General features: G+C 41.7%; 14 protein-coding genes and 1 pseudogene. All 15 read right to left on the reverse strand.

The window, feature by feature from the left end:
• On the reverse strand, positions 1-2219 hold a 2219-nt coding region (locus tag B4W83_RS04380), incomplete at its 3' end, for a DUF1542 domain-containing protein (RefSeq protein WP_142246430.1).
• Positions 2220-2955: 736 nt separating this feature from the next.
• Positions 2956-3447: pseudogene (locus tag B4W83_RS04385) on the reverse strand (FliH/SctL family protein); the annotation flags it as partial.
• Between the two features lie 5 nt (positions 3448-3452).
• Complete coding sequence (locus tag B4W83_RS04395; RefSeq protein ID WP_083022231.1) at positions 3453-4364, reverse strand: Rpn family recombination-promoting nuclease/putative transposase; 912 nt, start codon at positions 4362-4364, stop codon at positions 3453-3455.
• A 332-nt stretch (positions 4365-4696) separates the two neighbouring features.
• The gene (gene lepA / locus B4W83_RS04400; RefSeq protein ID WP_001047210.1) at positions 4697-6520 is read right to left on the reverse strand and encodes a translation elongation factor 4; all 1824 of its coding nucleotides are present in this window, start codon (positions 6518-6520) and stop codon (positions 4697-4699) included.
• 78 nt (positions 6521-6598) lie between these two features.
• Positions 6599-7327, reverse strand: a complete 729-nt coding sequence (locus B4W83_RS04405) for a metallophosphoesterase family protein (protein WP_001113606.1) — start codon at positions 7325-7327, stop codon at positions 6599-6601.
• A gap of 1 nt (position 7328) precedes the next feature.
• On the reverse strand, positions 7329-8996 hold the full coding sequence (gene recN / locus B4W83_RS04410) for a DNA repair protein RecN (RefSeq protein WP_000923542.1): 1668 nt from the start codon (positions 8994-8996) through the stop codon (positions 7329-7331).
• 6 nt (positions 8997-9002) lie between these two features.
• Positions 9003-9434 carry an arginine repressor gene (locus tag B4W83_RS04415; RefSeq protein WP_001034403.1) on the reverse strand — a complete coding sequence of 144 codons (432 nt, stop codon included), beginning with the start codon at positions 9432-9434 and terminating at the stop codon, positions 9003-9005.
• Positions 9427-10242, reverse strand: a complete 816-nt coding sequence (locus B4W83_RS04420; protein ID WP_001041042.1) for a TlyA family RNA methyltransferase — start codon at positions 10240-10242, stop codon at positions 9427-9429. The genes B4W83_RS04415 and B4W83_RS04420 overlap by 8 nt, the downstream gene beginning before the upstream one ends.
• A complete protein-coding gene (locus B4W83_RS04425; RefSeq protein ID WP_000743839.1) occupies positions 10235-11110 on the reverse strand; it encodes a polyprenyl synthetase family protein in 876 nt (291 codons plus the stop codon). Before B4W83_RS04425 ends, B4W83_RS04420 begins: the two co-directional genes overlap by 8 nt.
• Entirely contained in the window at positions 11107-11319 is a 213-nt protein-coding gene (locus B4W83_RS04430; RefSeq protein WP_000043226.1) for an exodeoxyribonuclease VII small subunit, read from the reverse strand. Before B4W83_RS04430 ends, B4W83_RS04425 begins: the two co-directional genes overlap by 4 nt.
• A complete protein-coding gene (gene xseA / locus B4W83_RS04435; protein WP_025172076.1) occupies positions 11297-12637 on the reverse strand; it encodes an exodeoxyribonuclease VII large subunit in 1341 nt (446 codons plus the stop codon). The genes B4W83_RS04430 and xseA overlap by 23 nt, the downstream gene beginning before the upstream one ends.
• A gap of 127 nt (positions 12638-12764) precedes the next feature.
• Positions 12765-13403: a uridine kinase gene (gene udk, locus B4W83_RS04440; RefSeq protein WP_001181364.1), complete on the reverse strand. Its 639-nt coding sequence runs from the start codon at positions 13401-13403 to the stop codon at positions 12765-12767.
• Positions 13404-13510: 107 nt separating this feature from the next.
• Positions 13511-13813 carry a bacteriocin immunity protein gene (locus B4W83_RS04450; RefSeq protein ID WP_000983427.1) on the reverse strand — a complete coding sequence of 101 codons (303 nt, stop codon included), beginning with the start codon at positions 13811-13813 and terminating at the stop codon, positions 13511-13513.
• Entirely contained in the window at positions 13810-14031 is a 222-nt protein-coding gene (locus tag B4W83_RS04455; protein ID WP_000808578.1) for a hypothetical protein, read from the reverse strand. The genes B4W83_RS04450 and B4W83_RS04455 overlap by 4 nt, the downstream gene beginning before the upstream one ends.
• Positions 14032-14179: 148 nt before the next feature.
• A complete protein-coding gene (gene truB, locus B4W83_RS04460; protein WP_001013263.1) occupies positions 14180-15058 on the reverse strand; it encodes a tRNA pseudouridine(55) synthase TruB in 879 nt (292 codons plus the stop codon).
• Between the last annotated feature and the right edge of the window lie 8 nt (positions 15059-15066).

Here is a 15066-nt window from a genome sequence, read left to right on the forward strand (position 1 = left end):
TCTGTTTCTTTTTCTTTAAGCTTATCTTCTATTGCTTTTGTAGCTTTGTCTTTTCCTACTGGATTGATTGCATTTACTTCAGAGATTACATCTGCTTGGGCTTTATCAACGTCGTCTTGATTTTTAGCTTGCTTAGCTTTCCTAATAGCTTCGCCTGCTTTTCTGACAGCTTCCGCTACTTCTTCCTTGGCTGCAGTTTTTTCGTCTTCTGATAATGTTTCATCATCCTCTATCTCAGCCATTCTCCTTGCTGCAGCGGCTGCTATGGCATCTACCGCCATGTCTGTTCCTATTGGATTCACATCGCCTATAGCTTTAGTTCCCTCAGTTTCCTGCTTGGTAACTTCATCTTGGGTCTGAGCATCCGTGATGGCTTGTTTAGCTTTGTCCGCTTCCGCTTGGGCTTGTTTCTTAGCCGCCTCTTTTTCTCTTGGACTTAGCTTGTTATTGTTGTCAATCTCTGTTTCTTTTTCTTTAAGCTTATCTTCTATTGCTTTTGTAGCTTTGTCTTTTATTTGCTGCTCTTCGTTCAACTGTCTCTGTTTTTCTAGTGCATCTCTCACCACTGTTTTATAATCACCAGTACTAGCTCCAAAATCAATCTTCTCCTTAATTTTTTGCAATCTTACATCATAATCAGCCTGGGTTTCAGGAGTAGACCATTTTGTATCTTCTTCTTTTTGTTGGGTTAATTTATTATAAACTTTTTGAGATAAATCCTTGGCTACTTCTTTAGTATCCTGAGTAACCTTAAATCCTTCTCCGGTAACTGGTAAAGCATAATGTTGCCAAGGAACTTGGTATCCCATACCTAGATGTTGATTATCAGCTGAACTAATACTAACTGTATAATCAGTATAACCTTGAGGTATATTAATTAGTTTACTCTTAAATTTTCCAGGAATACCCTGTGGTCTATTTACATTTTTTTCTAACTCAACATTATAAGTAGATGTCTCTGTATGTGAACGTAACGTACTAAAATATTGTTTATTCTTATCCTCTGTTGCTTTTGTTACTGTCATGTTCTCATTTGTTAAATTTTTAGAAGGATCAAACGTAACTGTATAAAGTATCTTTTCTGCACCATCTTTGTTAGCTTTCAGTTCAACTTTATAATTTGCTTTCCTCCCATCAATATCTCCAGTATATCCTGTTTTAAATTCAATAGTTACGTTTGATCCTACCTGTTGTCCATAAACTTTAAATGTTTTTTCAATCCCATTAAAGCCCTCCAAACCTTTAGAAATACCATTTGATTCACCATCAGTTTTATAGTTTGTTCCATCAAATGTTCGTTCATTTTGATTTTTTTGAGTTCTTACCTTGGATAAAAAGAGTGCATAATTATTGCTACGATCAAACACAGACTCTTTAACCCACGTCCAATAATGCATAGTATCACCATTAGACGAACGCACCGTATTCACAGTTTCAATAGGAAAGACCCCTCTATCTGTCTTTTTTGCAACAGCAAATTTTCCGCCATTAACTGCCTTCCAACCACCAAATTCACCAAGTTCCTTCACTTCACCTTGATTTATAGTTTTGGTATTACCAACTTGGTCTATCTTACCAAGTTTTTTCTCATTCTCTACTGTTTCAGGTAGATCTTTTAATTTATCTGCCAATGTATCTACACTTGCACCATCCTCAGGAGCTTCATAAGTCTGATTTGCATCTGGATCGGCATCGGCTACAGTCGCCGTTGAAGCAGAGTCTGCATCACGTCTTTTACGTACTTTTGGCTTGCTGCTTGCTTCTTCTGTTCTTGTAGCTTCACCTTCAGATTTTGAAGCTTCACTGCCCTCTGTAGATTTTGGAGAGCTAGAATCCCCACTTACAGAGTTTTCATCCGATTGAGTCTTTGTTATAGTCTCTCTTCTTTCAGATGAAGCTGCTTGTTCCTTTTCGGTCTCTGGATGACTTTCTTGCTTACCTTCATCCCTGGCTTCAGTATTAATTGCAGATCCTTGTTCTTGAGCAGCAGGAGCAGCGTAGGTTAGCTGTGGATCCTCTGATTTTTTCTCTGTTTCCGAATCCTTATCAGCTGCCACCTCCTCATTTGACTGTATGGCCTGCGCTTCCGCAGCAGATACCGCTCCACTTCCCATAAAGAGATAGAGCGTTGCTACTGCAACACTAGCAGCTCCAAAACTAACCTTACGAATCGAAAAACGTAATTGTTTTTCTCTATCGTCCTTCTCACTATAAAACATATTAGATGTTCCCCTTTTTAGTTTAAATTTTTTCAAGTGTAATTACTGAGTCCATAACTGTAACACAATGCAAAGGTTTGCCTTGTGAATCAAAAATGCACTCAATCATTCAACCTGATATGACTAAACTATTATACCTTAAATTACTTTAAAAAGATAATCATTTGACTTCTTTATCTCACTTAGTATCAAGAAAAAGACAGCCTATCCATATATATATATATATATATATATATGGATAGGCTGTACAAAGCTATTCTATCAAGCTTCCTGACGATTCTGTCTTGAGAAACATATACAAATCAAGGTTTTATTACAATTTGATAACATTTTAGTTACAGTTTGTTTCGAAGTGTTTCCCCCTGATGTTAAGCACATCAAAAGCTAATTGATAAAAACAAATCCTAGCATTGTATGATTAAAAAGCCGCTCTTCTGTAGTAGCCACGCCATACCCTCTTTTTTATCATTTATGGATAAAACTAAATCATAGGCCAGTTTATAGATTCTAACCCCTTGCTTAGGGATTCGTATAGATTAGATTATTAGCTAGCCAGCTCCAGTTTTTCTAAGATCACTACTTCTCTTAGGCTTACTTGATTTACAAATGACCTAACTAGCTAACTCCGAAATCACTATATTTTATCGAACCCTATCTAGGAGATAGAGAGTTACAAAAAACTCCAACCATGGCTTGCGAACCTCGTCTTTGCTGGTTTCTCTGTATTTTTTAGGGCTTATTTGTATTTTTTCAATAACTCCTCAAACTCAGCGACGGTTATGCCCAACTGCTGGCTAGCAACCTCAGAAGTCAGAAGACCTTGGCGGACTAGATTTGCTAACATGGCGAAACTACCTTCAGCTTTCCCGAGCTCCAGTCCTTGTTCAACTCCTTCTGCTCGCCCACGCTCAAGACCTCTCTCTAAACCTTTTTCGATACCCTCAGCTCGACCGCGTTCTAGTCCCTGTTCAATACCTTCTGCACGACTACGTTCTAAGCCCTTTTCCTCCGCTTATTCCAAGGCATATTCCTGTGCTAACAAGGCTTGTTCTTCTCGCATACGTACTTGACTAAACATTTCCCTATCCTCCTCGGACCAGCTCTTGTAGTCTAGCAGTTGGTCTGCTTGGCTGATGGCTCGCTCGGGTTCTTGGGTAAAAGGTTTATTCCCAAAAAACTCCAACCATGGCTTGCGAACCTTGTCTTTGCTGGTTTCTCTGTATTTTTTAGGGCTTATTTGTATTTTTTCAATAGCTCCTCAAACTCAGCGACGGTTATGCCCAACTGCTGGCTAGCAACCTCAGAAGTCAGAAGACCTTGGCGGACTAGATTTACTAAACCTACTTTTAATCCCTGTTCAAGCCCCTCTGCACGACCTCTCTCCAACCCTTTTTCTTCAGCTTGTTCCAAGGCATAGTCCTGTGCTAATAAGGCTTGTTCTTCTCGCATACGTAGTTGACTAAACATCTCCCTGTCCTCCTCGGACCAGCTCTTGTAATCTAGCAGTTGGTCTGCTTGGCTGATGGCTCGCTCAGGTTCTTGGGTAAAGGGTTTATTCCCGAAAAACTCCAACCATGGCTTGCGAACCTCGTCTTTGCTGGTTTCTCTGTATTTTTTTAGTTCCAAGAATGCCATCTTAACCAGATGGTTTTCCTGTCCATTGTTTGTAATTGTTAAAACCTCACCTGTCCTATCCTCTCGCATGCTAAAACTATGAAAAGCCAAGTCATCTGAGAAGTAGTTACTATCCACAATTGCGATAGCGTATACTGGTGAGATGTGTTTATAACTCTGATGAGTATCACCTTCTCGTTGACGAATTTTTTCAAGATTTTGATTGACCTGACTGCACAAGTAAGCCCATAAACGATTGATGAAAAAATTCTGATGATGAACCTGAATTTCGATGATAACTTGCGTACCATTATCCAACTCCGCCAAGACATCTATACTGGTATAGAAATCCTGAGCCGAGTAGGGCAGGGAAGGCAAGACGTGAATGTTACTTCCCTCCAAAATGGTCACATTTTTTGCTGGTAAATCCAGCATATCGCGAATAAATTGACAAGTGATTTCCGGATTGCTAAAAATCTTCTTAGCAACCAAATCATTGGTCGGGCTAATGCCCGGATGACGTACAGTCATATTGCTTCTCCTTTCATTATAGCACATTTTTTAATCTAGATTTGATTATTCTATTTATTTATTCGAAAAAGAGAGGAAAATACAGTCAAGATATGGTCACAAATTTAAAATTTTATAGTGAAATGAAATAAGAACAGGGCAAATCTATCAGGACAGTCAAATCTATTTCTAACAATGTTTTAAAAGTAGAGGTGTACTATTAGTTTCAATCTACTATACCATTATTTTCTCCGATTTCTTGATAGTTTATAAAAAAGCAGACCATCTAAGCCTGCTTTACGATTGATTCTTATATACATTTCCTGTGAAGAAGGAAAGGCATTTCTGATAACTTATTCTTCATCCATGCTCAAGACGCTAAGAAAGGCTTCTTGTGGAACTTCTACTGATCCGATAGCTTTCATACGTTTCTTACCAGCTTTTTGTTTTTCAAGGAGTTTGCGTTTACGAGAAACGTCACCACCATAACATTTAGCAAGTACGTTTTTACGAAGGGCCTTGATATCAGTACGAGCGACAATCTTGTGTCCAATAGCCGCTTGGATTGGAACTTCAAATTGTTGGCGAGGGATGATTTTCTTGAGTTTATCAACGATGAGTTTCCCACGTTCGTAGGCAAAGTCCTTGTGAACGATAAAGCTGAGGGCATCCACCTTGTCTCCGTTGAGAAGGATATCCATTTTCACTAGCTTAGATGGGCGATATTCTGACAATTCGTAGTCAAAACTTGCATAACCACGTGTCGAAGACTTAAGTTTATCAAAGAAGTCGAAGACGATTTCAGCCAGTGGAATTTGATAGATGACATTGACACGGTTATCATCAATATAGTCCATCGTCACAAAGTCACCACGCTTGCGCTGAGCTAATTCCATGACTGCTCCGACGAACTCCTGTGGTACCATGATTTGCGCCTTAACATATGGCTCCTCAATGGTCGCAATCTTAGTTGGATCTGGGAATTCAGACGGGTTGGACACATCCATAGACTCACCGTCGGTCAAATTAACCTTATAGATAACAGATGGAGCTGTCATGATGAGGTCGATGTTGAACTCACGTTCCAAACGTTCTTGGATAACATCCATATGGAGAAGGCCAAGAAATCCACAACGGAAACCAAATCCAAGTGCCTGAGATGTTTCTGGTTCAAACTGAAGACTAGCATCATTCAGTTGCAATTTTTCAAGGGCTTCACGCAGGTCATTGTACTTGTTTGACTCGATAGGATAGAGACCCGCAAAGACCATAGGATTCATCTGCTTGTAGCCATGTAATGGCTCTGTTGCAGGATTGGTTGCCAAGGTAACGGTATCCCCCACACGAGTATCCTGAACCGTCTTGATAGAAGCCGCAATATAACCAACATCACCAGTCGCAAGAAAATCACGACCAACTGCTTTGGGTGTAAAGATACCGACTTCGGTCACATCAAAGGTCTTGCCATTGCTCATGAGCTGAATCTTATCGCCAGGTTTGACCACCCCATCCATGACACGCACTTGAAGAATAACTCCACGGTAAGCATCGTAAACAGAGTCGAAAATCAAGGCTTTTAGTGGTGCCGTCACATCACCCGTTGGTGCTGGCACTTTTTCTACGATTTGCTCAAGAATTTCTTCAATCCCAATACCAGCCTTGGCAGATGCTAAGACTGCTTCACTGGCATCCAAACCAATGACATCTTCAATCTCCGTACGCACGCGCTCAGGGTCTGCAGCAGGCAGGTCAATTTTGTTAATAACAGGCATGATTTCCAAATCATTGTCCAAGGCCAGATAAACATTGGCAAGAGTTTGAGCCTCAATCCCTTGGGCAGCATCAACCACCAAAATCGCCCCCTCACAGGCAGCGAGCGAACGTGAAACTTCATAGGTAAAGTCTACGTGTCCTGGTGTGTCAATCAAGTGAAAAATATAAGTTTCCCCATCTTTTGCAGTGTAATTGAGCTCTATGGCATTCAACTTAATGGTAATCCCACGTTCCCGCTCTAAATCCATACTATCCAAAAGTTGAGCTTGCATTTCACGACTGGAGACTGTCTCAGTTTTTTCCAAAATGCGGTCTGCTAGAGTTGATTTTCCGTGGTCAATATGGGCGATAATAGAGAAGTTACGGATCTTCTCCTGTCGTTTTTTCAATTCTTCTAAGTTCATGATTCTCTTCCTTTCAGGGTATCTATTTATTATAAATTGTTTTTGACATTTTGACAAGACCATCCCCTGCTAGGAGTACTAATCTTCAGCGACAAAGCCGTCATTCTCAATAAAGTGATGTTCTGTCATCCCTTGATCTGTAAAGACAATCCCGTGAAGGACACCACCATAGACAGCTCCTCCATCCATCCCAATCTTGCCATCTTCTGTAGTCCAAAGCTCAGCAGTACCTCGCTCTTGCTTTAACAAACCATAGACCGGTGTATGACCAAAGACAATGGTTTTTCCAGTATGATTTTCGGCTTCGTGGAATGGTTTTCTAAGCCATACTTTCTTGTAATCTGTAGTTTCATGCCAGTCGTCCAAGGTCAAATCAATACCTGCGTGAACGAAGATATACTTGTCTGTCTCTACCACAAATGGCATTTGACGAATAAATTTGACCAAGTCTGCCGCTTCAGTAGCAACACGCTTGGCATCCTCCACTCCGTCAACTGGTGCATCCAAGGGACGACCTAGGATAGAGTTAATAGTTGTATCACCACCATTACGACGATAGTGGTCATAGCTTTCTTCTGGATCATCTAGCCAAGTCAAAAACATATACTCATGATTTCCTGATAAACAGATAGCCCCTTGATTGTCCACTAAATCCTTGACCATTTCAAGGACACGGCAACTATCTTCACCACGGTCAATTAAATCCCCTAGAAAGAGCAACTGGGTCTGACCATCCCAGGTTTTGAGAAGGTCTTCCAGCATCCCAGCTTTTCCGTGAACATCTCCAATTACATAATAGTCAGGCATCTTATTTCTCTCTGTTTCTCAACAATTCTCTGGCTTGCGTCAGGGCTGCTTCGGTCACATCATCACCTGCCAACATCTTAGCAACTTCCTCCACTCGCTCTTCGGCCGTCAAGAGACGAACAGTCGAAACCGTTGAATGGTCATTACTAATCTTCTCAATAAAGAATTGATAATCCGCAATCGCAATCACTTGTGGCAAATGAGAAATCGCCAGAACCTGACCATGCTGACCAATTTTATGAATCTTCTGCGCAATAGCCTGAGCTACACGACCTGAAACTCCCGTATCCACTTCATCAAAGACAATACTGGTCTTACCTTCTTTATGTGAAAAGGCAGACTTAATGGCTAACATGAGACGAGATAATTCCCCTCCAGAAGCAACCTTAACCAAGGGTTTAAAGTCTTCACCAGGGTTGGTTGAAATATAAAACTCAACCATTTCATTGCCCTCACGGCTGAATTTACCCTTGCTAAAACGAACCTGAAACTGGGCTTTTTCCATATAAAGGTCTTGCAGTTCTTGTTTAATCTCTGCTTCGAGCTGCTGAGCCAAGTCATGACGAGCAGAGGCAAGTTGACCAGCCAAATCAACAAGATTGACTTCCAATTTCTTAAGCTCTGCTTCCATGTCCTCAGATGAAAGGTTATTGCCTGTCAAGAGATTATATTCTTCCGTAATCTTGGCAAAATAAAGCAAGACATCGTCTACATTCCCACCGTACTTACGGGTAATAGTATGAAGGAGATCCAAACGATTCTCAACCTGCATGAGACGATTGCCGTCAAAATCAAGGTCCTCAATAATAGCTTCCAAACGTTTGCTAATGTCTTCTAAGACATAGTAGGTCTCAGACAGTGAGCTTGAAATTTCACGGTATTCAGGGTCATACTCTTCGACACTTTCCATGTCATTCATGGCTGAACGAACATTGGCCAGACTTGAAAAGTCTTCATTGTCCAACATACTGTAGGCATTGGTCAGTGTATCCGCAATATTTTTATGGTTGAGCAGTTTATCACGCTCTTGATTGAGAGACAAGTCTTCTCCAGCCTGCAAGTTTGCTGCCTCAATCTCTGCCATTTGAAATTCCAACATTTCGATACGTGCCTTGTGTTCCTGTTGGTTTTTCTTGACTTCCAGAACCTGCTTGCGCATTTTACGGTAGGCATCAAAACTTGTTTGATAGGTTTCTTTTAAGTCCCAAAAGGCTGTATCACCAAATTCATCCAGCATCTGGATATGCAGTTGGGGACGCATTAACTCTTCTTGATCATGCTGACCATGAATGTCCACCAGATGTTGCCCAATAGCACGCAAAACAGACAGATTAACCATCTGGCCATTGACACGACTAATACTCCGACCATTTTGCAAGATTTCCCGACGGATGATAATTTCATCACCCAATTCCAAACCTTGCTCATCAAAAATTTCCTGTAAAAGACGACTATTCTCAACTGAGAAAAGCCCCTCAATCTCTGCCTTTGGTGCACCATGACGAATAACATCTGTCGTCGCACGAGCTCCCAACATCATATTCATGGCATCAATGATAATCGACTTCCCTGCGCCTGTTTCACCAGTCAGGACTGTCATCCCCTTCTCAAAATGGAGGGAAATAGCCTCAATAATGGCAAAGTTTTTTATCGAAATTTCAAGTAACATATAGACCTACCATTTTTTTACTTGTTCAAAGATTTCCTCAGCTAGACTTTCACTTCTGGCCATGACTAAAATCGAACTATCATCAGCCAAACAGCTGAAAATCTTATCCGCAAAAGTCTCAATTAACTGAGCTTTTACAAAAGCCGTATTTCCTGGAATAACTTGGAGATTGATCATCTTGTCCATCAATTGAGCCGATTCGATATTATATTCAGCTAGTTGCAAACTTTTTACGATTGATTTTGGCAATTCATAGACATAGGTGTTATCTCTCAAAGGAATTTTGACAATGCCTAGCTCTTTGATATCACGTGATACTGTCGCCTGAGTGGCAGTGATGCCTGCCTCTTTCAAATGTTCTACAATTTCTTCTTGTGTACCGATTTGATAATCTGTCACAAATCGTCTAATTTTTTCAAGTCTCTCTTTTTTATTCATTTTTAAATTGACTATGCGCCCTTTCTACTATTTCTTCAATCTCAGCAAGAACCTGATTGCTTGCTGACTCTTCTTTTTTTAAATATGCTAAAAATTCAATATTTCCATGTCCACCTTGGATGGGAGAAAAATCCAATCCAAGGACTGAAAAGCCTTCCTCTACTGCCATAGCTGTGACAGATTCAAGGACATGTTGATGAACCTTAGCATCGCGAATAATTCCATTTTTCCCGATCTGCTCTCGACCTGCCTCAAACTGAGGTTTAACCAGAGCCACGACCTGCCCTTGATCAGACAAGACACGGTGCAAGGCCGGCAGAATCAGACTAAGGGAAATGAAACTCACATCAATACTGGCAAAGCACGGCTCCTGCTTGAAATCGGTCTTTTCAGCATAGCGGAAATTAAACTGCTCCATGCTGACAACTCGTGGGTCTTGGCGTAGTTTCCAAGACAATTGATTGGTACCAACATCAACTGCAAAGACAAGTTCAGCACCATTTTGCAACATGACATCGGTAAAACCTCCAGTAGAGGCACCGATATCAATCGTTGTAGCTCCTTCCACTGACAAATCAAAGACCTGCAAGGCCTTTTCCAGTTTCAAGCCACCACGGCTGACATACTTGAGTTTCTCCCCCTTGAGTTTTAACTCAGTGTCATCTGGGATTTTTTCTCCTGGTTTGTCAAACCGTTCTCCATTCAGGACTGCTAGGACTAGACCAGCCATGACACCGCGCTTGGCCTGTTCTCGCGTTTCAAACAAGCCCTGTTTATAAGCTAGTACATCCACTCTTTCCTTAGCCATTGATTCTCAAACTTTCTACTACTCTTACAATCGATTCTATCTCAAAGGGAACCTGCTGGGCAATTTCTTCTAATTTGGCATTAGCTTGATCCAGAGTTTGGTTACAAAAGGCAATAGCTTCTTCCAAGCCCAACAAAGCAGGATAGGTTGATTTTTCAGCCTGCAGGTCCTTTTGAGGTGTCTTGCCGATCTCCTCAAAACTGGCAGTCACATCCAGTACATCATCTCTGACCTGAAAAGCAAGTCCAATCAATTCACCCACAGTTTTCAGCTTTGCCTGCATTTCAGGTGACAATTCTGCTAGGATAGCAGCTGCTTGGAAGGGATAGGCTAGCAGTTTTCCAGTCTTATTAGCATGAATGGTCTGGAGTTCTTCCAAAGACAAGTGCTGGTGTTCGCCTTCCATATCCAAAACCTGGCCTGCTACCATACCCAGACTACCTGAAGCAAGGGATAAGTTGGCAATCAAGTCTACCTTAATCTGACTTGGCAAATCTGCCTGCGCTATCAAGGCGTAAGGATCTAGGAATAAAGCATCTCCTGCCAAAATGGCCATAGCTTCACCAAATTTCTTATGATTGGTCAAGCGTCCCCGACGGTAATCATCATCATCCATAGCAGGAAGGTCATCGTGAATCAAACTCCCTGTATGAATCATTTCCAAGGCCGCGGCCACCTGCGCGTGAGCTGGTTTAATAGCCACCTGCAAGGCTTCCAGAACTTCCAACAAGAGAAAAGGTCGAATACGCTTGCCACCAGCATGAATAGAATAGAGAACAGACTCTCGCAAACTAGAGGCAAACTGCTGGCCTCCATAAAAGTCTTCCAAGGCTGACTCGACAAGAGCTAATTTTTCTTGCTTTTTCATTCAAAATCACTTTCTGTTCCGTCTTCTTGCATGACCTTGACCAAGGTCTTTTCAGCCTTGTCCAGCGTCGCTTGGAGTTCTTTTGACAAGACCATGCCCTTTTGAAAGGCAGCAATCGCATCTTCCAGAGCAATTTCACCATTTTCCAAACTTTGGACAATGGTCTCCAGTTCTGCTAGATTTTCCTCAAATTTCTTTTGTTTTGACATCTTTAACCTCTAATTCTACTTGACCATCTCGCATCAAAAGCGTCACTTGGTCTGTTTTCTTTAAATTCTCAACCGAATCAACTACGGACTCTTCTTTTTTGACAATTGCATAGCCACGCGCCACGATTCGACTGGTATCCAACATGAGCAAAGCTTCTGAAAGTCGCTTGACTTCAGCAACCTTGGCATCATAAACCAGCGCCATTTGACTACGGAGGAGCTTATCCAACTGGCCTAGACGGTCTTGATAGCGTTGGATTTTGGTAACAGGTGATAATTGAACCAGTTGATGCGTCCTTGCTTGGACTAATTGCTTGTTATCAGAAATCCGTGTTCGCAAACTTTGTTTCAAACGCAATTGCAGTTGATCCAAGCGTTGCATATAGCCATCATATAACCGCTCTGGTTGTCTAAAGATAACAGACTGACTGCATTTTTTCAAAGCTTCTTGTTTCTTAGATAGGACATTTCGGACTGCCGTTGCCATCCGTTTTTCCTGATTTTGCAAATGAGCTAATAAATCCAACTTGGTCACAGGTGTTGCCAGTTCAGCAGCAGCCGTTGGTGTCGCAGCGCGGCGATCTGCCACAAAATCCGCCAAGGTCACATCCGTCTCATGTCCCACACTAGAGATAACTGGTAAACGAGACTCAAAAATAGCTCGTACCACAATTTCTTCGTTAAAGGCCCAGAGATCCTCAATAGAACCACCTCCACGACCAATAATGAGTAAATCCAAATCGTCCCCTTGATTAGCTCGCACAATATTTCGAGCAATTTCCTCCGCAGAACCATCACCTTGCACCTTGGTCGGATAGAGAAGAATGTCCACACCTGGGAATCGCCTGCTGACGGTCGTGATAATATCTCGAATAACGGCTCCACTGCGACTGGTTACTACACCAATTCTCTTAGAAAATTGGGGCAGAGGTTGCTTGAACCTCTCTTGAAACAGGCCTTCTTCTGTCAATTTTTTCTTGAGTTGTTCAAACTGAATCGCAAGCGCCCCAACCCCATCAGGCTCAGCCTTTTCAATGATGATGGAGTAGCTACCACTTGGTTCATAGACCTGCACACGCCCAATCACATTGATTTTCATTCCTTCTTCTAGGTCGAAACCTAATTTCTGATAAATCCCAGACCAGATGGTCGCTTGAATAACTGCATGGTCATCCTTTAGGGAGAAATATTGGTGAGTAGGTCGTTTACGAAAGTTGGAAACTTGACCAGTTAAATAGACCCGTTCCAAGTAAGGGTCTTTATCGAATTTCATTTTCAGATACTTGGTCAAAGTTGTTACCGATAAATACTTTTCCATCTCCACCTACTATTCCTTTTCTTGCTCTTTCATGGGTATTATTATACCAAAAATATGCCTAAAAATCTCCATTTATGTACCATTATGAGGGAAAAATAGAAAAAGGAGGCAAGGCCTCCAATTCTGTTTATTTGCTATTTCGAGCTTCTTCCAAAATCTTAGCAATCTTGGTCGTCAACAGGTCGATAGCTACTGTATTGCTGACTCCCTCAGGAATGACGATATCAGCATAACGCTTAGTCGGCTCGATAAACTGATGGTACATGGGTTTAACCACACCTAGATACTGGTCAATAACGCTATCAAGGCTACGGCCACGTTCTTCCATATCGCGCTTGATACGACGAATAATGCGCACATCGTCATCCGTATCCACAAAAATCTTGATATCCATCAAATCGCGCAAACGCTTGTCTTCCAAGACCAAAATCCCCTCAACGATAAAGACATCTTGAGGCTCTTGACGATAGGTCTTGCTGCTCCGTGTATGTTCAGTATAGTCATAAGTCGGAATGTCCACCGGACGCCCTGCCAACAATTCCTTCATCTGCTCAATCATCAAGTCTGTATCAAAGGCAAATGGATGGTCATAGTTGGTTTTGATACGCTCTTCAAAGGTCAAATGAGACTGATCCTTGTAGTATGAATCATGCTCAATCATGGAAATCTTTTCATCAAGAAAATGCGATAAAATGGCTCTTGAAACACTGGTTTTACCACCACCAGAACCACCTGTCACTCCAATAATGATTGGTCTATTTTGCATGCTATCCTCCGTTATTTTATCCGTCGTCTATTCTATCACATTTTTTACAAAATTTATAGTCTCATCAGCAAAAAACACCAGAGTCTTCCCTCTGATGTTCGATAGTTTTAACGAAAGCCCTGTAGGGTTTGAGCAAGCATCTGCAAGAAAGCCAGTCTCCCTCTTTCCTGGCTAGGAGCTTTGGCAATCCATAAACCAAAATCAATGACAGACTTAGGTGCCTGGTAATGATGCGTCATGAGGTAAAGCGACAACCCTTGACTCAAATTGGCCATGACCGATTGGTATTTTTCATTTCTGTCTAAATTTTGTATAGCAAGACGAAACAGGTGACTCAACTCACTATTTTCATTTATTTCTTTTTGTTGAAGAAGTTGCTCCACCCTTTCTCGAAACTCATTTTGCATCATGGAATTATCACACCAAATCCTGGTCTAGGTGCCCATGGACCATAATTAATCCAGCCATTGACTACTACACTTCCCGTGTACCCCCAAAACTCTCCATGATTGATACTGCATTTTGCTCGACCTTTAACGTCTACACAATATACTCCTGGGCCTAAGTTCCCACCAGAACCTGTAATGGACTCTAAATATTTATCTGAAAGAATTTTAAATTGCTTCATTTCACACCTCTAAATTTCTATATAGATTATTTGAGTATCTACAACTCGCAACAATTGGAATATTATAATTCCCAACCCCATTCTACTATTAGTATGGGGTTTTATCAAGCAATTGTTATCTATCACCCGATTTTTATTCCTAAAGGATCTAGCTAAAAACCTTCCTTGGCTTGTAGAGTTTGTCCCGTTTTTCTAGAATGGCTAACAATGTATCATCTTCAAAGGCAGCCAGTTCTTTGTCCGTTTGGTCTAGCTCAATAAAACGACCAAAGCGAACTTCTGTAGCTTCTTCTGGACTTAGGAAAACTTTGACAAGATCACCTGTCCCAATCTCTATAGGATGGAGAAAGTCCAATTGGCCAGCCTCTACTTTTTCAGCAATTTCCTCCAAGGTCAGTGCGTCTTCTAATTGTAAGCCAGCAGCACTAGTACGAGTTAACTGAGACATATGAGCCGCATAACCAAGCTTTTCACCCAAATCAACTGACAAAGTACGGATGTAAGTCCCTTTACTGCATTTTACACGAAAAGTGAATCGGGCAAGTTGGCCATCATAAGAAATCGGACTTGTTCGCTCAAATTGATAAATGGTCACCTGACGTTCTGGACGCTCCACTTCCTGACCAGCACGCGCATACTCATAGAGCTTGCGACCATTAACCTTAACTGCCGAATACATAGGGGGAATCTGGGTAATAGGCCCAGTCAAGCTCGCAATCGCTTCATCAACAAGCTTTTCATCCAAGGGAGACAAAACAGAGGTTTCTGCGACCACTTCCCCACTAGCATCCTCAGTCGTCGTGGAATAGCCCAGAGTGATTTCCCCCTCATAGATCTTACCCTCGTCCTGCATAAACTCAACCATGCGGGTCGCCTTGCCAACCGCAATGGGCAAAACACCCACTACATCTGGATCCAAGGTCCCACCATGACCAATTTTCTTGGTGCCCAAAATCTTACGCAGTTTAAAAACCGCATCATGCGAGGTCATTCCTGCTTCTTTTTTTAAGTTGATAATACCGTTCATTTTTGCTT

The sequence above is a fragment of the Streptococcus pseudopneumoniae ATCC BAA-960 = CCUG 49455 genome (genome assembly GCF_002087075.1).
Lineage (GTDB): Bacteria > Bacillota > Bacilli > Lactobacillales > Streptococcaceae > Streptococcus > Streptococcus pseudopneumoniae.